The following is a 19,358-nucleotide window of genomic DNA, read 5'->3' as shown; positions in this document are numbered from 1 at the left end:
TATTGCAAAATATTACAAAAGATAATATAATTTCTAATGATAACATGGAGAGAAAAGCAGATATAATATAGTAAGGGAGTTACTTGCCAATGACATCGAAGAAAAAATTGAGAAGTCTTCTGGGCGGTACACTTTTTATGGTGCTGATGCTCAGCGTACATCCGACGACTGTTTCCGCGAGTGCTGTGGGGAGCAGCACGGTGATGGACCAGTCTGTGGAGACAGAGGATCAGCAGAGCGGGATACAGAGTGAAACGCAGACACAGGCTTCACAGGACAGCGGTGCTGCTGTGCGGGCCAGTCAGAATGGCTGGGTTAAGGCAGGCGACAGCGGCTGGTATTTTTATGAGAACGGACAGCTGAAAACAGGATGGCTTTACCGGAATGGAAACTGGTACTGGCTGGATCCGGACCGGAACGGCCGCATGGCAGAAAACAGCTGGTTCACATACGATAATAATTTTTATTATGCCAAGGGAGACGGAGCAATCTATAAAAATGGTTTTCAGGAAGTAGATGGAAACCTTTATTATTTCCAGAGCTGGGGCGGCATTCAGAGAAATGTGTATCTCAGCATCAGCGGAAAAATGTATTATGTACAGGAAAATGGTATCGTTGCCCGTGGAATAGTCAGAACAATGAATGGACATGGTGATCTCTGCGCATTTGATGATACTACGGGAGCGCAGATCACACAAAAAGGCTGGCTGAAAAAAGGCACATCATATTATTGGGTAAGAGAAGACGGCGTCCTGCAGACCGGCTGGCTGCTGTACGATGATAACTGGTACTGGTTTGATGATAATGGTGTCATGATGGCATCCGGCTGGAAAGAAATCAACAACAATCTGTATTACTTCCAGAGCTGGGGCGGCATTTATAAAAACGGTTTCCAGAGCATCGGAGGAAACGAGTATTATTTCCGGAGCTGGGGTGGTGTATATCGAAACACCTTCTTTACCGTAAAAGGAAAAACCTACATAGCGCAGAATGACGGATCGATCTATCATGCCAGCCAGACCGGCTGGGTTCAGCTGGGAGATCAGACTTACTGGATCAATCAGGATGGTTCTGTTCAGACCGGCTGGCTGAAGCTGGAAGGCAAATGGTACTGGCTGAAAGCGGACGGCACACGTGCTGCATCTGAATGGATCACGTATGACAACAACCGATACTATTTCGACGGTGACGGTGTGATGTACACCGGAATGAAAGAGGTTGACGGAACAAGATATTATTTCCACAGCTGGGGCGGCGTTTACCATAACGAATCTTTTACCTGGCAGGGAAAGAAATACTGGGCAAAGGATGACGGAACCTTCTATACAGGTGTCTGCGATATCAATGGAAAGAAATACTATTTTCTGGAAGACGGCGAGCAGATTACAAAAGAGGGCTGGTATCTGACCAACGGAACGTATTACTGGATCAACAAGGATACGTCGCTTCAGACCGGCTGGGTGAAATATGACAACAACTGGTACTGGATGAAAGAAGACGGTACGATGGCATCGTCTGAATGGATCACCTACGACAAAAACCGCTACTATTTCCGAAGCTGGGGCGGCATGTACACCGGAATTCATACCATCGGCGGAACAAAATACGCATTCCAGAGCTGGGGCGGTCTGTACCATGATCAGACATTTACCATCGGCGGTAAAACATACTATGCCAATTCAGATGGAACATTTGCCACCGGCTGGGTGCAGAACGGCGGAAAAACGTATTATTTCGATGAGGACGGCACAAGCCATACGGGCTGGCTGCTTCTGGACGGAACGCATTACTGGATCAACGCCAATGGAACCAGAAGAGATGACGAGCTGTTTCAGTACGACGGAAACTATTATTATGTAGACAAAAACGGCGTTATGGCGACAAGCGGCTGGGTATACTGGGATTATAACTATTATTATCCGAGAAGCTGGGGCGGCATGTACAAGAATGCGTTTATTACCTATGATAATAACCTCTATTACCTTGGATCTGACTCGAAAATGGCAATCGGCTGGCAGTCGATTGGCGGAAATACATACTATTTCCGAAACTGGGGCGGCATGATAACCGGAAAACAGGTGATCGACGGAAAAACGTATGTGTTCGATGAGGACGGCAAGCTGGTACAGAGTCCGGACGGATTTGAACCGTCCGCGCAGATCGGTGTCCGCACCGTACGGAACTTTCTGAAAAATGCACTGCTTCCGCTTGGAAACACCCTGTATATCTGGGGAGGCGGCCACACAGACGCAGAGGCAGAGAGTTACGGCGTCAATGCGCAGTGGAAACAATTCTTCAATACACAGAATTCCACCTACAACTATTCCGATCATCTGTATGAGTACGGAAAAGGTCTTGACTGTTCCGGCTATGTCGGATGGACCGCACATCAGGTGACGAAAGAGTATGCAACGACAACCTCCACTGGAATGCCGGCCTACTTTGCAAGAAAAGGCTGGGGAACCTGCGTGACAGGCGATACGTCCCAGAAATTTACGCCGGGTGATGTGGTCAGCAAGAGCGGTCATGTCTGGATTGTCATTGGCCAGTGCTCGGACGGCAGCGTGGTTGTCATTCATGCGACACCGCCGTATATTCAGCTTGGCGGAACCGTTTCTTCAACAGGAAGCATTAACAGTGAAGCTATTGAGCTGGCAAATGAATACATGAAAATGTATTATCCGGTTGCGTATGAGCGGTATGGTGTAAAAGTTCTTGACCGGTCCTATCTGACCGGTGTGAATCATTTCACCTGGAGCAGCAGTATCTTAAGTGACAGTGAAGGCTACCGCAGGAAGAAACCGGCAGAAATCCTGAACGATCTGTTCCAGTAAAATATCTTCTATAAAAAATAAGAGAGAATACAAAAAAACTTTGTAGTTCGTGTATTCTCTCTTTCTTTTTGCGCTGGAATTGTCTATACTAGAAGGTGCGTGAAAGACGCAGATCAGAAATACAAAAGAAAAAATCTGGAAAATAAAAATACAAGGGGAGTAAACATGCGAAAGAGCTGGAAATGGGCGCTCTGTCTTGGCGTAGTGTCGTTGCTGCTGCTGGGCGGCTGCGGAAAAGAAAAGGCGGAACCAGTGGATCTGGTGCTGGTAACCGACGGCAGTGAGGTAGCTTCCGATGCCGTGTATCAGTCAGCATGGAACGGTCTTGCGCAGTATGGAGACGAGAGCGGTCTGAAATATGAAGCAAGTGTTCCGGCAGGACGGACAACAGAGGACTATGAAAACACCATCAAAGAGGCGGCGCAGAAGGGAGCATCCGTTATCGTCTGTGCCGGAACGAGCATGAGCCGCGCCGTTTACGATGCACAGCGCGACTGGAAGGATGTCCGTTTTCTGCTGCTGGAGGCAGAACCGGTCAGTGAGAGCGGCCGCAGCCGTCTCCGCGGAAATACAGAAAGCCTGGAAATTGATGTATCAGAGGCCGGCTACCTGGCAGGATATGCGGCAGTACAGGCCGGCTACACGCACCTGGGCTATATCGGACAGAAAAACGAAGAGAACGGAACAAAGTACGGGACAGGTTATGCACTCGGTGCAGAGGCGGCCGCTGCGGATCTGGGACTTGGAGAAAACAGCATCACGCTGGATTATACGTATCGGAAAAGCAGCAGCGTATCACCGTCGTATTTGGAAAAAATCAAAAGCTGGTATGGTGAGGGCGGACAGATTCTCTTCTCGGACGGTGCATCGTATCAGAATGTACTTGGCGCAGCAGCATCTGCGGCAGGCGGAGCACTGATCGCAAACGGCGGCGTGGAGGAGTACGCCAATGCCGTGTTGAAAGTACGTCTGGATTATGGAACTGCAGTTTACAATGCGTTAAAAGAAATGAAACAAAAGGATTTTGAAGGCGGGAAAATTGTAACGCGCGGCGTGGCCGATCAGGAAATCAGTCTGGAATGGAATCAGGATGCGGTGCCGTACTTTACAGAGGATCAGTACCGGGCACTCTGTGCGAAATTCTCCGCAGAGGACTTTTCAATCCCTGACGGCGATGCGCTTTCCTCGCCGGATCAATACAAATTGAGTTGTGTGAGTGTACAGAAGGTAAAATAACATGTATCGTTACTGTTCACGAATTGTTTACAAAAAGTCGGGATATTTTTCCTTGCATCCATTTGTGAATTGTGATATTATGTAAAAGAATTGGGAAAAATATTTCAAAATTGTTACAGAATAATTGAATTTCTAAGAAACAGGGAAACCTGAAACAAAGAAACCTACATACAACGAATCAATTTGGGAGTGAAAGAATGAGAAAAAAATTTCTTGCCTTAAGTTTAGCAGTGATCGTAAGTGCAGCTCAGGTAATGACAGTAAGCGCCTCGAAACAGGAGCAGTTACAGCAGCAGCAGGCAGCACAGGCAGAGACCAGCGCACAGCTTGACAACGCAAAAGCAGAAATCGACGATCTGGAAACCAAAAAGAATCAGATTACCGGCGAGATTGATGACCTGGACGCACAGCTTGTTGTAACCATGGCATCCGTGGAAAATCTGAAAAATGAAATTGCAGAGAAACAGACAGAAATTGAAACAACACAGGAAAAACTGGCACAGTCCCAGGCTGAAGAGGACGAGCAGTACGAGCTGATGAAAAAACGAATCCAGTTCCTCTATGAGAGCGGCGGAGACAACGGCTGGGCAGCACTTCTTCTGGAGGGAAAAGATTTAAGCAGCATTCTCAACCAGGCTGAGTACACCCAGAAGTTATACAAATACGACAGAGAGTGCCTGCAGGAGTACATGGATCTTGTACAGCAGGTAACAGACTACAGCAATCAGCTTGCAGATGAAAAAGCAGATCTCGAAGCCAGTGAGGCAGAGCAGGAAGCACAGCAGCAGTCCCTTGAGGCAATGCTTGAGCAGAAAAAAGCCGTTTCCGATGACTACGAAAACCAGATCGCAGACCTGAACGACATGGCTGCACAGTACAACGCAGTACTGGCAGAGCAGAACGCAAAGATCCAGCAGATCCAGGAGGAGATTGCAGCCGAAGAGGCAGCAAGAAAAGCCGAAGAGGCCCGTCAGGCAGCAGAAGCAGCCGAGGCAGCCCGCCAGGCAGAAGCAGCAAGACAGGCAGCAGCAGAAGCAGCCGCAAGCAGTGCTGCAAATAATACAACAACGGCAGACAACACACCGTCCAGCACAGGAAGCTCCACCACGACAACAACACCGTCTAACGGAGGAAGCTCTTACGATGATTCTTCGTCCAGCGATACCAGCAGCTCGGATGATTCCAGCAGCTCCAGCAGCACCGGAAGCGCAACCGGAAGTGCCATCGTATCCTATGCAACACAGTTTATTGGAAATCCATACGTATGGGGCGGCACAAGCCTTACCAACGGAGCTGACTGCTCTGGTTTTATCATGAGCGTTTACGCACACTTCGGATACGACCTTCCGCATTCCTCCAGTGCACTGCGTGGTGTAGGACGCGGTGTATCTTATGCAGAGGCTCAGCCGGGCGATATTATCTGCTACAGCGGCCACGTAGCCATCTACATCGGCGGCGGTGCAATCGTACACGCAAGCAATGAGCGCGACGGTATCAAGATCAGCAGCAACGCAGCGTATACCACGATTCTTGCGGTAAGACGTGTGGTTTAAAAAAGAATTACATAGTAAGAATTTTCAGATCCCGGGAGAGAAAAATCCCGGGATCTTTTGCGTTTTGCTTAAAATTGAGTGCATTCGCGTTAAAACTGTGATATACTAAAGCACATCGGAGATACAAGGGCGTATTGACCAACAGAAGGTCAGTATGCCCTTTTGCTTGTTAGGAAGAAGGGAGAATCGTTATGAAACTGGAAAATTATTTTCGTCGTTTCGGTATTCGGAACGGATCTGGTGCGGAAAGTAGCGTCAGTGCTGTCCATCTGCATTATCGCCGGTCTGCTGATCGTCTACGTCCCGAACATCATCGCCGGAGCCGGAAAGATCGGCGATACTGTAAACGCCATGAAAACCGCAGACCTCCCATTCGGCAAAGCCCTGTACGCCGCATTCCTCTACGGAACCTTCCAGCTTGCCAATGTCGCAGTCTTCGTCCAGCATGCCAAATCCTTCGAAAAACCGCAGGATGCCGGAAAGAGCATGGCAGTCGGTGCCGTATTAAATGCCCTTCTGATGATCATGGTCGTCCTCGGAATCATGACCGTATACCAGAACCCGGAAATGATCCAGCAGAGCGTCCCGACATTATTTATGGTTCAGCAGGGCGTCGGCAGTAAATTCATGACACCGCTGATTTCCGTACTGATCATCCTCGGTGCCGTATCCACAGCCGTCAACATGGTTGCCGCCATGGTCAAACGAATCCACGCCGGTCTCGCTGAACGAAGCAGCAGAACAGAAACCGCAGGCAAAATCAGCCGCACCCAGATCCTTGCCGCGCTTGTCTGCTGCATCGCGGACTTCCTTATCGCACAGTTTGGTCTGCTGACGCTGATCCAGAAGGTGTACAGCATCCTGGCATACCTGGCAATCCCGGTCATCTTGGTGCCGTACGTGGTGCACATGGCGGTGATGCGGTTTGATACGAAAAAATAGAAAAGAACAATAAAAAATTTGTAACAAAAATTTACACCGCAGAAAGAGAGATTTGCTTCTGGAGAATGGAAGTATTTCGCAGACAGCAGAAAAAAGAAGATTCATGCAGAGCAGATGTGAGTCATAAAGAAATGACATGCGTCTGCCTTTTTTCTGTGCGTCTGGCAGAGTATGTGTCGGTGACAAAGCAGAAAACAGGAACTCTTCTTTGGGACTCGATTGTGCCGTCAAAATATGGTATACTGCAAAAAGGATCAAAAAGCGGATATTGATATTTCACGGGAGGGGAAGAAGATGAAAAATGCACCGGCTTATGTGAAGGTTTACAGCAGACTGAAAAACGAGATCAATAAGGGAACATATCCTGTCGGGGGATTTCTGCCGAAGGAGTGTGAACTGGAGAAAATCTATCAGGTCAGCCGTACTACGGTACGGAATGCAGTAAAGATGCTGGTGCAGGAGGGACTGGTTGAGGTTCGCCAGGGTTCTGGAACGAGGGTGCTGAATCATAAGGCAATTCAGAATTATAACAAGGTCACATCGGTCACGGAATCCCTGATGAAAAAAGGATATCGGGTAACGACGTCAGATATGATGATCGACATCATTTCGGCGGACAAACAGCTCGCCGATGAACTGGAAATTCCGGAGGGAACCAGCGTGGCGAGGATTCAGCGGCTGCAGCTTGCGGATGAAGAGCCTGTTACGCTGATGGAAAATTATATCGAATATGCGAAAGTCCCTGGCATCGAGGCGTATGAGAATCAGTTTGTAGCGCTGTATCAGTTTCTGGAGGAGAAATTCGGCTTGCAGATTGATGAGACACGAGACAGAATTTCAGCGAAATCCGCGACCTTTATGGAAGCCCAGGTTCTGAAAACGGAGCCGAAGGATGCGCTTCTTGTGGTGCACAGAGTCACCTACTGGCAGAACCGGCCGGTGAGCATTGACCACGTGCGGATCATCGGAAGCAAGTACGAGGTGGAGATTTCGGGAAAAGGACGGAGTAAATGAGCGATGAGACAGAAGAACAGAAGAAACTGATGCGGCAGATTGATATCAGCTGTGTACAGGCATTTCATACAATGGATGAAATTGATGCGATGGTGGAGCTGGCAAAGAAATATCGTCTGGCTGCTGTGTTTACCTTGCCGGCGTTCAGCGCCCATGTGGCAGAACGGCTGCAGGACACCAGAGAAATCCATGCGGGAGGCGTGGTAAGCTTTCCGGGCGGCGGAGATACGACCGGACAGAAGAAGCGGCAGGCAAAAGAACTGTGGGAGGCTGGCTGCCGGGAAATCGACATGGTGATGAATCTTACGGCATTCAGAAGCCACGAATTTTCTTATGTAAAAGAAGAACTTCTGGCCATCCGGGAGCAGGTGCCTTCGGCGATTTTTAAGGTGATCATCGAGGCACCGCAGCTGACGGAGCAGGAAATCTGCCAGGCAGTGGATCTGTGTGTGGAAGGCCGTGCGGATTATGTAAAGACGAGCACCGGATGGTATCCCGGCTGTCCTTCCACCGTGGAGCAGGTTCGAATCATGAGCCGTGAAGCCGCCGGTCGCATTCAGATCAAGGCCGCCGGTGGAATCCGCAGTCTGGAAACTATACAGGAAATGCAGAAAGCCGGCTGTAGCCGTTTCGGTATGGGAATGCGGTCGGTACAGAATTTGATAAAAAGTATCTATAAGTAATCTATTGTGCAAAAGCTATAAAAAAGTCACGGAATATTCTACGATATTCCGTGACTTTTCTGTTGAATTAGTAACCTATTAGTGATATATTCGAATCATAGGAATCGATAAATCATTAACAATCTGAAAGGAGAGCAAAAGATATGAAAGGTTATGCAATGCTGAAAATCGGTGAATCCGGATGGATCGAGAAAGAACGCCCGAAATGCGGGCCGATGGATGCCATTTGCCGTCCACTGGCAGTTGCCATCTGCACATCAGATGTCCACACTTTATGGGAAGGGGCCATCGGTGACCGTCATAACATGATTCTGGGCCATGAGTGCTGTGCAGAGGTTGTGGAAGTCGGAGAGCTCGTAAAAGATTTCAAACCGGGAGACCGGGTTCTTGTGCCGGCCATCACTCCGGACTGGAATTCTCTGGAAGCACAGGCTGGTTATTCCATGCACTCCGGCGGAATGCTGGCAGGCTGGAAATTCTCCAACTTCAAAGATGGTGTCTTTTCTGAATTCTTTCATGTAAATGATGCCGATGGAAACCTTGCGCTGCTTCCGAAAAACATCAATGTTGTCGACGCGTGCATGCTTTCCGATATGGTGCCGACCGGATTCCACGGCGTAGAGCTTGCCGATGTACAGTTTGGTGATACAGTTCTTGTCATCGGAATCGGACCAGTTGGTCTGATGTCGGTAGCCGGAACGAATATGCGCGGCGCATCGAGAATCATTGCTGTCGGAACGAGACCGGTCTGCGTAGAAGCGGCAAAAAAATACGGCGCAACGGATTTTGTCAGCTACAAGAACGGACCGATTTTCCAGCAGGTACTTGATATGACAGATGGAAAAGGTGTTGATAAAGTAGTCATCGCCGGCGGTGGTGTAGAAACCTTTGCAGAAGCAGTAAAATGCCTGAAACCGGGCGGAAAGATCGGAAATGTAAACTATCTTGGATCCGGTGACAACATTGATATTCCGCGTGTAGAGTGGGGCGTTGGAATGGGTCACAAACAGATTAACGGAGGCCTGATGCCTGGCGGAAGACTCCGCATGGAAAAACTGGGAGCTCTTGTTTCGGCAGGCAAGCTGGATGTCAGCCCGCTGTCCACACATGTGTTTGATGGATGGGATCATCTGGAAGAAGCACTGTTCCTCATGAGAGATAAACCGAAGGATTTAATCAAACCAGTCGTTAAATTGGCTGACTGATGATTTGAAAATTTGACTGAAAAAGGAAACGTATGAAAATATTGATCGTATCCGGCTTTTTGGGCGCGGGAAAAACAACATTTATCAAACGGCTGGCCAGGAACGTCGATCAGCGGTTTGCCATACTGGAAAATGAATATGGAGCCGCAGGAATCGACGGCGCACGTCTTGGCCAGAACCGGCAAGGAACGCAGAAAAATGTATGGGAAATGACAGAGCAGTGCATCTGCTGCATCGGGAAAAAGGATTTTGCAGCATCCGTGCTGACCATTGCCAATGTGGTAGACCCGGAATACCTGATCGTAGAACCGACAGGCGTCGGAAGTCTCGCCCGGATTATAGAAAATCTGCGTCAGATCGAGTACGAGAGAATTCAGCTTCTCTCGCCGGTCACTATTGTGGATGTTTACAGTTACCGCCGCTATATGGCGGAATATCCCGAGCTGTATCAGGATCAGATCCGAAGCGCGGATACGATCATTGTTTCCAAAACAGAAGCATGCCAGGCGGAAGAAAAACAGCGCATCCAGAAATTTCTGCAGGAAATTAACCCGCAGGCAAAAATCATCACGGATTATGCATCCACGATGACACGGGAAGATTACCAGAGCCTGCTGCTGGGCGGCCGATATGAGAAAGAAGTACAGGATACGCAGAGCGGCGAAAAGATGCCGGAGACCTTCTCCTTCGAAAATATCCGAATGGAGGCACCGGAAACCCTGTGGTGTTTTCTGGAACAGATCATTCGCGGAGCGTTTGGAAATATCATCCGTGCAAAAGGACAGTTCGCAGCCGGAGACCAGTTTCTCCAATTTGATGTCGCCGATCACCGCTACAGCATCACCGGCACAGAACAGAAAAACGCCGGCCAGGCTGTGTTTATCGGAAACGATATGAACGAAGATGCGATCCGGCAGTATTTTAAGAAATGCGCCGGAAACCAGAAAATGAAATATGCTGCCCGTCATGTATCATAAAGTAAATAGGAAAAAGAGATTGCGGAGTCCTGCCAAAACAGGGTTTCGCAATTTTGGTTTTTACAGAAAGATTCAACTGAAAAACGAAGGATAGGCAAAAACGAAAAATTACGCTAAAATAAACATACAAGTATTTCAAATAAAACAAAAGAAAAATCAGGGGGATCTGATATGGAGGAACAGAAAAGAAGACGGGAAAGAAAATCAGCGGCATACTGGTTGAGCAAAAGCTCGATTTTATATCCGATCTGTATCTTGTATGTGATGTATGTGAAACAGGTTGAGGTATATATTACAGAATGTTCCGTCCATATTTCGTCGGGGACAATGCTTTTTGCCTATGCGCTGTGCCTGATTTTGTGGCTGGCCTCACCCATTCGAAGCTACTGCGCAGATGGAACTGCAAATGAAGTTTTATTCTATACATTTCCGCCGAGCATACTGATGCTGTTTTTATTTGCCCAATATTCACTGAAAATTGTGTTGTTTCTTGCAGTGCTGGATGGGATATTTCTTGTTACGGTTTTAAGAGATTTACATAGAAAAAAACGAAAATATTCTCCGAAAAAATTCTGGAGATTAAAAAGAAGTGACTTAAACGCATTTCTGTTTGTTTCAGTATGCGTGAGTATGGTACCGACTTGTATGATGATATATTGGAAGCTTGAGTCTCCGTCCGGAGTGGCAGAACTTTACGAACGAAAAAAGGACTATAATCTCGTCCAGAATCAGGAGAACATTTTTCAGGAAAATAAAGAATTTCTGCTGAGCTTAAAGGAGAGCGAATGGAGGCAAAAAACACTGGAAGAAAGAACAATTGCAGCGCAGAAGATGGTACGGCTTGAAACAGAACGACTTGGAATTCCCGAAATTCCGCTGTATGTGAAAGAGACAGGATCATCGAATTGCGTTGCATTATATAATAATGAAGAGAACGAAATATGGTATGCTCCAGAGCATTTAACATCTCAGACAGCAGAAGAATTTTTTACGGGAATTTGCGAAGAATGTTATCATGGAATGGAGTATTATCTGCTGGAGCGAATGGACTGGAATTCGGAAATGGCGAATACTGCTTATTTTGAAGAAATGAGGAAGTGGAAACTAAATGATAATCGCTACATATCTGGACGCGACGAGGGCGATTCGTTTGAAGCATATCAATCACAGCCGCTGGAAGCATCTGCCAAAAAGTATGCCAGTTCCGAAACAGAGGCACTGATTCATTTTATTGCTGTGTACGGCGATGAATAAAAATCTTTTAGGGGGGGGAGGGAGAAAAGGAGCGTCGGGAAAAATAAAAAAAATTAGCACTCACCTATTGACAGTGCTAATAACTAGTGTTATAGTACGACTAGAACAAAGAAAGAAAAGAAAATTCACATCAACGCTCTTTTTGTTCGGAGCGAATGTTAGCACCCAAATAGATAAGGAGGAAGCCGATTATGAATATCAGTAAATTCACACAAAAATCGCTGCAGGCTGTACAGGACCTGGAAAAGACCGCATACGATTTCGGCAACCAGGAAATAGAGCAGGAGCATCTGTTGTATAATCTCCTGCATCAGGACGACAGCCTGATTCTGAAAATGATCGAAAAGATGGAAATCAACAAAGAACATTTTCTGAACCGTGTCGAGACGGCACTGAACGACCGCGTCAAAGTATCCGGCGGTCAGCCGTATATCGGTCAGTATCTGAATAAAGCACTGGTAAATGCTGAGGATGAGGCGAAAGCCATGGGAGACGAGTATGTTTCCGTAGAACACCTCTTCCTGGCAATGCTGAAAAACCCAAGCCCGTCCATGAAAAAACTGTTTCAGGAGTACGGCATCACAAGAGAACGTTTCCTGCAGGCATTAAGCACCGTGCGCGGAAACCAGAGAGTTACCACCGACAACCCGGAGGCGACATACGACACCCTGGAAAAATATGGCCAGGATATCGTAGAAAAAGCCAGAAACCAGAAAATGGACCCGGTTATCGGCCGTGATACCGAAATTCGGAACGTTGTCCGTATCCTGTCCCGTAAGACAAAAAACAATCCGGTTCTGATCGGTGAGCCTGGTGTTGGTAAAACCGCAGTCGTAGAAGGCCTGGCCCAGCGAATCGCCAACGGCGATGTACCGGAGAGCCTGAAAGATAAAACCATTTTCTCCCTCGATATGGGAGCCTTGGTAGCCGGTGCAAAATACCGCGGCGAATTCGAGGAGCGTCTGAAAGCCGTTCTGGAGGAAGTCAGAAAGAGCGACGGAAAAATCATTCTGTTCATCGATGAGCTGCACCTGATCGTCGGCGCCGGAAAGACCGACGGCGCGATGGATGCCGGAAACATGCTGAAACCTATGCTGGCACGAGGCGAACTGCACTGCATCGGTGCCACAACGCTGGATGAGTACCGCCAGTACATCGAAAAAGATGCCGCCCTGGAGCGCCGTTTCCAGCCGGTTCAGGTTGATGAGCCGACCGTAGAGGATACGATTTCCATCCTGCGTGGCTTAAAAGAGCGCTACGAAGTTTACCACGGCGTAAAAATCACCGACGGTGCCCTCGTTGCAGCCGCAACCCTTTCGAACCGTTACATCAGCGACCGTTTCCTGCCAGATAAAGCAATCGACCTGGTCGACGAGGCATGCGCTCTGATCAAGACAGAACTGGATTCCATGCCGGCCGAGCTGGATGAGCAGCGCCGTAAGATTCTGCAGATGCAGATCGAGGAAGCTGCACTGAAAAAAGAGACCGACAATCTGAGCCGCGAGCGTTTGGAAACACTGCAGAAAGAGCTGGCTGAGTTAAAGGATACCTTCAATTCTGCAAAGGCACAGTGGGAAAATGAAAAGAGTTCCGTTGAGAAACTGTCCAAACTGCGTGAGCAGATCGAGGACATGAACCGCCAGATCCAGAAAGCAAAGAATGATTACGATCTGAACCGCGCCGCTGAACTGCAGTACGGTGAACTCCCGAAATTACAGCAGATGCTGGAAGCAGAAGAGAAAAAAGTTAAAAATGAAGATCTCTCCCTGGTACACGAGAGTGTAACGGATGAAGAGATTGCCAGAATTGTCTCCCGCTGGACCGGAATCCCGGTTGCAAAACTGACCGAAGGAGAGAGAACTAAGATCCTCGGCCTGGAAGATGAACTTCACACGAGAGTTATCGGCCAGAATGAGGCAGTCACCAAGGTTTCGGATGCAATCATCCGTTCCAAAGCCGGAATCAAGGATCCGACAAAACCGATCGGTTCGTTCCTGTTCCTTGGACCTACCGGTGTCGGTAAAACAGAGCTTGCGAAAACGTTGGCAGAAAAGCTGTTTGATGATGAGAACAACATGGTTCGAATCGATATGAGTGAATACATGGAGAAATACTCCGTCTCCCGTCTGATCGGAGCGCCTCCGGGATATGTAGGCTACGAGGAGGGCGGCCAGCTGACCGAGGCAGTGCGCAGAAAACCATATTCTGTTGTTCTGTTCGATGAGATCGAGAAAGCGCATCCGGACGTCTTCAACGTTCTGCTGCAGGTACTCGATGACGGCCGTATCACCGACTCCCAGGGCCGTACCGTAGACTTTAAAAATACGATCCTGATCATGACCTCCAATATCGGATCCCAGTATCTGCTGGACGGCATTCAGGACGACGGCAGCATCTCCGAAGAGGCGAGAAACCTGGTCATGCAGGATCTGCGTGCACACTTCCGTCCGGAGTTCCTGAACCGTCTGGATGAAACAATTATGTTCAAACCATTGACAAAAGACAACATTGGTCATATCGTAGATCTGTTGCTGAAAGGACTGAACAAACGTCTGGCAGACCAGGAGCTTACCGTCGAACTGAGCCCGGCTGCAAAACAGTTTGTCATCGAGGGCGGCTACGACCCTGTTTACGGCGCCCGTCCATTGAAACGTTTCGTACAGAAAGAGGTAGAAACCAGCACCGCAAAACTGATCCTTGGCGGTCAGGTCAGCGAGGGCGATACGATCCTTCTGGATGTGGAAAACGGCGGCCTGAAAGCAATGATCAAACCAGGTGTGGAGGTAGTAGACGAATGATGCCGAAAGATCCCGTAATGCTGCTGAGCTATGTCAATACGCAATTAAGAGATTTTTACCCGTCGCTCGCAGAATTCTGCGCGGCCATGCAGACAGAGGAATCCGATCTGCGGGAAAAACTGGCGCTCATCGACTATGAGTACGATGAGAAAACGAACCAGTTTGTATAAGAATAACCAGGCCCTGAAAAAAATGGCGGAAAAAGGCGTTCCGTATGTGGAAAAAACACATACGGGGCGCCTTTTTTACGCAAAGCGTGTTTCTTATAACTGACAGGAAAAATCATATCTATAATAGAAGAAATGTGGTAAAATGGAGGAAAAGAAAATCCGCTGAAAATGGGGAAACAGCGGATCTGGAGAAGGAGGAAACCAATATGTATTTTGGTGTACAGATGTATGGGGTATCCAAAGAATGGAAACAGGATCCCGAAGGATTTTTAAAGAAAATCTATGAGGCAGGCTACCGCCAGATCGAGCCGTGTCTCGGATTCCGTGTTGATGCCAGGGACTACGGTTTCTGGATCCCGGAGGATCTGGAGCAGGCAATGCCGCTGCTTGCAAAATACCACATTGAGGTTCATGCGGTCCACATTTTCCTGGATGAATACCACTATGAAAGAGAATTTGCCATTCTTACAGAACTGGCGCAGAAATACCACATTTCCTGGTTTGTCGTAAAGAGCCCGGCACGCCTGACAAAAGATGTTCTGGACGAAACCGCTGCAAGATACCGCGAACTGGCAGAAGAACTGGAAAAAGCCGGAGCAGGTCTTCTGATCCACAACGAAAAAGAAGATATCTGTATCCGCGTGAATGGAAAAACAGCGTACGAATATCTCCTGGAAGCCTGCGGTGAAAAAGTCGGAGCAGAAGTAGATGCCGGCTGGATGTACTGCGGCGGCGTCGACCCGGAAGAGTTCCTCTGGGCGCATGCGGACCGAGTCAAAGCCGTTCATTATAAAGATATGAAAATCACCGGCCAGGAAGCGCCGCTTGGAAAAGGCATGGTTGATCTGAAAGCCTGCTTCCAGTTCGCCCGTGCAAACGGTGCACTGCAGATTGTGGATATGGATGCGGCAACACTGGAGGATACCTGCCGCGCCGGAAAAATGCTCTCCGGATGGACAGGAGACAGAGACAACACCGACAGCATTCTCTGCACGATGGATGTGGAGACCGGAGAAGAAACCGTGCTGCATGAGTTTCCGGGAATCATCGAGGCACCGAACTGGCTGAACGATGGAAACACCCTGCTTTATAATGCGGATGGAAAAATCTACCGCTATGAGATCGACAAAGACCATGTGGAGCAGGTTGATACCGGTTTCTGCGTGCAGTGCAACAATGACCACGTTCCGTCACCGGACAACCAGCTGCTGGCGGTAAGCTGCATGCCGCCGGAACTCACAGATGGAACGTATGAATCCCACATCTACGTGCTCCCGATGACAGGCGGTGAACCAAAAGACCTCACCGGACCGGGTCTCAGCTATCTGCACGGCTGGTCGCCGGACGGAAAAGAGCTTGCGTACTGTGCCTTCCGCAAAAAGCCGGAGGAGGAGACCATGCGCATTGAGATCTGTACGATTCCATCAGACGGCGGCGAGGAAACCTGCCTGACGGACGGCAAAGGCTACAACGACGGTCCGGAGTATTCACCGGACGGAAAGCACATCTGGTTCAACAGCACCAGAAGCGGTCTGATGCAGGTATGGCGGATGAACCGTGACGGCAGCGGTCTCACCCAGATGACCGATTCCGATGCCAACAACTGGTTCGGCCACGTTTCGCCGGATGGAAAACACGTCATTTACCTGACCTTCGCTAAAGGTGAGCTGGAACCGAATGAGCATCTGCCGAACATGTATGTATCGCTTGGAATGATGGATTATGACGGACAGAATAAGAAAAAACTGCTGGATCTTTTCGGCGGCCAGGGCAGTATCAACGTCAACTCCTGGGCACCGGACAGCCGCAGAATTGCGTATGTGAAATATGTGCTTCATCACAAATAAAGGAATATCTTAAGAAAATCTGACGGGCCGTAAAAATTCATGGAAGTATTGTGAAAAAACGTTGAAAGTATTTTAGCGGAAATGCACAAGAATTCTTACGAATTTTTACGGCCCGTTGACTCTTTTTCTGACACACGTATAATGAAAGTAACAAGAGAAACTGCGGCCCCTGGCGGCTGCAAAACAATCAAAAGGAAAGGAGGATTTGTGTTATGAAGAAAACGAAAAAAATGCTTTCGTTTGTACTGTCCATGCTTCTGATCGTGACGATGTTCCCAACCATGGCATTCGCAAAAGAGGAAGCCAAAACGTGGAAGTTCGGAGAGCTTTCGCTGAAAGCAGGCGACGTTCTCGGCAAAGATACGGAGATTAAAAATGATGCAGAGAACAGAGAAATCCGAATACTTTCAGAAAAAACAAATCCGGATGAAAAGAAAGATCAGAAAGATGACAAAGAAAGAATAAAAACAGAAAAAGAGGCTGTGATCGCAGCGGCGGCTTCCTGGAATCTGAAGGATCTTACGGAAAAGGCCAAAAAGGCTCCGGCAGATTATCTGCTTAAAAAGGCAGACAGCTGGAACGGAAGCTGGATTGTAACAAAGATCGCAGAAACGGAAACAAAAGATGCCATTGAAATCCAGATAAGAACCTATGAGTACGCAGCTGTAACAGAAATCCAGGGCATACCGAAAGAAATCCCGGGAACCACCGCACTGACGGGCAAAGCAGTTCCAGAAAATGCAGATCAGAAACAGATCACATGGGAAATCACGGATGCCGGAATGACAGGTGCTGTTTTAGACGGCACAAACCTGAAAGTAACGAATGCCGGAACCGTAAAACTTCTGGCGACAATCAAAGACGGAAAGAAAACCGGCGTTGACTTCACACAGGAATTCACTGTGATTGTAAAAGCCGCAGATTACACCAAAGTAACAGAAGCGCTGGCGCTGATACCGGAGGACATGGGCCGGTATACAGAAGAAAGCGCGGCAGCTGTTCAGAAAGCAAAAGATGCGGTAAAAGAGAACCTGCCATCAGCTGAACAGGAAACCGTAAATGGTTATGCGGCAGCCATTCAGACAGCAGTAAACACACTGACGCTTCTTGGCGCAGATTACACAGAAGTTGATGCAGTACTTGCCAAAGTTCCGGGAGATCTTTCTATCTATACGGAAGAGAGCGTGGAAGCACTGAATGCAGTCATCGCATCCATCGACCGCACCAAAACGATAGAAGAGCAGCAGGCAGTTGATGCTTATGCGGAAGCACTGGAGAATGCAATTGCAGCACTGGTACGCAAACCGGTTCCGGCAGATTATCAGGGAGTGGAAGAACTCCTGGGAAAGATTCCGAAAGACTTATCCATTTATACCGAAAAGAGTGTAAAAGCACTGAATGCGGCAAAAGAAGCCATTGTATGGGATCTGGATGACAGCAGGCAGGAGGAAGTCGATCAGTTTGCAGAGAACCTGAAAGCAGCTCTTGACGGACTGACCCTGAAACCGGCGGACTACAGCGCCGTAGACGCGGCTCTTGCCAAAGTTTCGAATGATCTGAGTATTTATACGGAAGAAAGCATTCAGCCGCTTCAGACAGCGATCAACAGCGTAGAAAGTGGAAAAACCATTCTGGATCAGGCAGAAGTAGACGGCTGGGCAGCAGCAATTGAAAATGCACTGGCAGGACTGCAGGTTCGGAAAGCAGATTATTCCAAAGTAGAGGAAGCCATCAAAAAGATTCCGGCGGACCTCCGTCTGTATACCGATGCGTCTGTAAAAGCACTGGAAGATGCAAAGAACAGCGTCGTAACCGAGCGGCCGGTCACAGAGCAGGAGAGCGTAGACGGTTACGCAAAAAAGATCGAGGCAGCGATTGCCGGCCTTACGTATAAAGATGCGGACTACAGCAAAGTAGATGCCGCAGTGAAGAAGATTCCAAACGATCTGAAGAAATACACGGACGAGAGCGTAAAAGCAGTCAATGATGCAAAAGCAGCGATTGTACGCGGAAAGAATATCACGGAGCAGAAGACGGTGGATGGTTATGCGGCAGCGCTGGAAAAAGCGATTGCCGGCCTGAAACAGAAACCGATGACTGCGCAGAATCTTCCGAAGATTACCAAAGGAGTCAATCAGTCAGGTATGCAGGGCAAGGAGCTTTCCTTCACCGCAGATTTTGAAGCAAAGGATCTCAAAAAGGTTCTCATCGACCAGAAAGAGATTGATGCGAAGAATTATGTGACGGCTGGAAAAGAGAATACGCAGGTTACGCTGAAGGCCGAGTATACAAAGAGTCTGGCAGAAGGCAAGCATACGATTTCGATCGTTTCAAGCAAGGGCCAGGCGGATACCGTATTCTATCTGAAGAAAGCAACAAAGAGTCCGGACACGGGAGACCGCACACAGGTGATGCTGTGGGTGATCCTGCTCGGCGTTTCTGCAGCAGCAGTGGTCGGAGCAGTTGTTTATCGTAAACGTGAGAAATAAGAGTTGAAAGGGAAAGGGCGCCGGAAGGCGCCTTTTCTTTTGGACGGTTTCGGATAGATTGTAAATAGTCAGATAAAATACAAAATATGCAGAATTAACTATATTTTTCTAAAAATAAGAAAATTCGAAAAAAGGTGTTGACTTTTGCTTTGGGCGGTGTTATTATAACTAAGCTGTCAGCGAGAGCTGATGCAAAAGAGTTTCTTTGAAACAGAAAAACCTAGTTCGGAGCCGGGTGGCTGCCGCGGGTTGGAAAAACTGCTTCAAAAAACCTGAAAAAAGTTCTTGACAAAAGCGAATGAGTTTGATAAAATAAACGAGTTGCTGATCGAGAGAACAGCAAAGAAGTTCGAAAG

The 19,358-nt window shown here is 48.2% G+C and carries 14 protein-coding genes; 13 read left to right on the top strand and 1 reads right to left on the bottom strand.

The genetic code is table 11. The annotated features are described in order from the left end of the window. Positions 1-89: 89 nt before the first annotated feature. The 13 genes from DWX32_RS14915 (at position 90) to DWX32_RS14845 (ending at position 19,002) form a co-directional block, all read left to right on the top strand. On the top strand, positions 90-2,834 hold the full coding sequence (locus DWX32_RS14915; protein ID WP_118640753.1) for a hypothetical protein: 2,745 nt from the start codon (positions 90-92) through the stop codon (positions 2,832-2,834). A 165-nt stretch (positions 2,835-2,999) separates the two neighbouring features. Beyond that, complete coding sequence (locus DWX32_RS14910; RefSeq protein ID WP_147398502.1) at positions 3,000-4,070, top strand: BMP family ABC transporter substrate-binding protein; 1,071 nt, start codon at positions 3,000-3,002, stop codon at positions 4,068-4,070. A gap of 197 nt (positions 4,071-4,267) precedes the next feature. Further along, entirely contained in the window at positions 4,268-5,623 is a 1,356-nt protein-coding gene (locus DWX32_RS14905) for a C40 family peptidase (RefSeq protein WP_117510092.1), read from the top strand. 240 nt (positions 5,624-5,863) lie between these two features. Continuing rightward, positions 5,864-6,565 carry a hypothetical protein gene (locus tag DWX32_RS14900; protein WP_173816457.1) on the top strand — a complete coding sequence of 234 codons (702 nt, stop codon included), beginning with the start codon at positions 5,864-5,866 and terminating at the stop codon, positions 6,563-6,565. A 294-nt stretch (positions 6,566-6,859) separates the two neighbouring features. Then, on the top strand, positions 6,860-7,579 hold the full coding sequence (locus DWX32_RS14890; RefSeq protein ID WP_055220242.1) for a GntR family transcriptional regulator: 720 nt from the start codon (positions 6,860-6,862) through the stop codon (positions 7,577-7,579). Next, the gene (deoC, locus tag DWX32_RS14885) at positions 7,576-8,262 is read left to right on the top strand and encodes a deoxyribose-phosphate aldolase (RefSeq protein WP_055220244.1); all 687 of its coding nucleotides are present in this window, start codon (positions 7,576-7,578) and stop codon (positions 8,260-8,262) included. The genes DWX32_RS14890 and deoC overlap by 4 nt, the downstream gene beginning before the upstream one ends. A gap of 143 nt (positions 8,263-8,405) precedes the next feature. Next, positions 8,406-9,467 carry an NAD(P)-dependent alcohol dehydrogenase gene (locus DWX32_RS14880; RefSeq protein WP_022461674.1) on the top strand — a complete coding sequence of 354 codons (1,062 nt, stop codon included), beginning with the start codon at positions 8,406-8,408 and terminating at the stop codon, positions 9,465-9,467. A 32-nt stretch (positions 9,468-9,499) separates the two neighbouring features. Next, positions 9,500-10,444: a CobW family GTP-binding protein gene (locus DWX32_RS14875; RefSeq protein ID WP_055267686.1), complete on the top strand. Its 945-nt coding sequence runs from the start codon at positions 9,500-9,502 to the stop codon at positions 10,442-10,444. A 171-nt stretch (positions 10,445-10,615) separates the two neighbouring features. Further along, positions 10,616-11,698: a hypothetical protein gene (locus tag DWX32_RS14870; protein ID WP_117510090.1), complete on the top strand. Its 1,083-nt coding sequence runs from the start codon at positions 10,616-10,618 to the stop codon at positions 11,696-11,698. 191 nt (positions 11,699-11,889) lie between these two features. Then, positions 11,890-14,496: an ATP-dependent chaperone ClpB gene (gene clpB / locus DWX32_RS14860; RefSeq protein ID WP_117510089.1), complete on the top strand. Its 2,607-nt coding sequence runs from the start codon at positions 11,890-11,892 to the stop codon at positions 14,494-14,496. Beyond that, positions 14,493-14,666 carry a DUF4250 domain-containing protein gene (locus DWX32_RS14855; protein ID WP_022461670.1) on the top strand — a complete coding sequence of 58 codons (174 nt, stop codon included), beginning with the start codon at positions 14,493-14,495 and terminating at the stop codon, positions 14,664-14,666. The genes clpB and DWX32_RS14855 overlap by 4 nt, the downstream gene beginning before the upstream one ends. Positions 14,667-14,872: 206 nt before the next feature. Next, a complete protein-coding gene (locus DWX32_RS14850) occupies positions 14,873-16,513 on the top strand; it encodes a TIM barrel protein (RefSeq protein ID WP_158568581.1) in 1,641 nt (546 codons plus the stop codon). 212 nt (positions 16,514-16,725) lie between these two features. Next, entirely contained in the window at positions 16,726-19,002 is a 2,277-nt protein-coding gene (locus DWX32_RS14845) for a hypothetical protein (protein WP_117761976.1), read from the top strand. Positions 19,003-19,170: 168 nt separating this feature from the next. On the opposite strand, the gene DWX32_RS19975 is transcribed toward DWX32_RS14845, so the two are convergent. Beyond that, positions 19,171-19,358: hypothetical protein (locus tag DWX32_RS19975; protein ID WP_207664918.1), on the bottom strand; the 188-nt coding region annotated here is incomplete at its 5' end.

The sequence above is a fragment of the Blautia sp. AF19-13LB genome (assembly GCF_003479105.1).
GTDB lineage: Bacteria > Bacillota > Clostridia > Lachnospirales > Lachnospiraceae > Fusicatenibacter > Fusicatenibacter saccharivorans.
This window is presented reverse-complemented; position numbering and strand designations above follow the sequence as displayed.

What these genes read in the sequence shown, in the direction of transcription:
- DWX32_RS14890 (WP_055220242.1), top strand. Translation starts at nt 6,860, where the DNA reads ATGAAAAATGCACCGGCTTATGTGAAGGTTTACAGCAGACTGAAAAAC.
- DWX32_RS14880 (WP_022461674.1), top strand. Translation starts at nt 8,406, where the DNA reads ATGAAAGGTTATGCAATGCTGAAAATCGGTGAATCCGGATGGATCGAG.
- DWX32_RS14870 (WP_117510090.1), top strand. Translation starts at nt 10,616, where the DNA reads ATGGAGGAACAGAAAAGAAGACGGGAAAGAAAATCAGCGGCATACTGG.
- DWX32_RS14845 (WP_117761976.1), top strand. Translation starts at nt 16,726, where the DNA reads ATGAAGAAAACGAAAAAAATGCTTTCGTTTGTACTGTCCATGCTTCTG.
- DWX32_RS14915 (WP_118640753.1), top strand. Translation starts at nt 90, where the DNA reads ATGACATCGAAGAAAAAATTGAGAAGTCTTCTGGGCGGTACACTTTTT.
- DWX32_RS14910 (WP_147398502.1), top strand. Translation starts at nt 3,000, where the DNA reads ATGCGAAAGAGCTGGAAATGGGCGCTCTGTCTTGGCGTAGTGTCGTTG.
- DWX32_RS14855 (WP_022461670.1), top strand. Translation starts at nt 14,493, where the DNA reads ATGATGCCGAAAGATCCCGTAATGCTGCTGAGCTATGTCAATACGCAA.
- DWX32_RS14905 (WP_117510092.1), top strand. Translation starts at nt 4,268, where the DNA reads ATGAGAAAAAAATTTCTTGCCTTAAGTTTAGCAGTGATCGTAAGTGCA.
- DWX32_RS14850 (WP_158568581.1), top strand. Translation starts at nt 14,873, where the DNA reads ATGTATTTTGGTGTACAGATGTATGGGGTATCCAAAGAATGGAAACAG.
- DWX32_RS14875 (WP_055267686.1), top strand. Translation starts at nt 9,500, where the DNA reads ATGAAAATATTGATCGTATCCGGCTTTTTGGGCGCGGGAAAAACAACA.
- deoC (WP_055220244.1), top strand. Translation starts at nt 7,576, where the DNA reads ATGAGCGATGAGACAGAAGAACAGAAGAAACTGATGCGGCAGATTGAT.
- clpB (WP_117510089.1), top strand. Translation starts at nt 11,890, where the DNA reads ATGAATATCAGTAAATTCACACAAAAATCGCTGCAGGCTGTACAGGAC.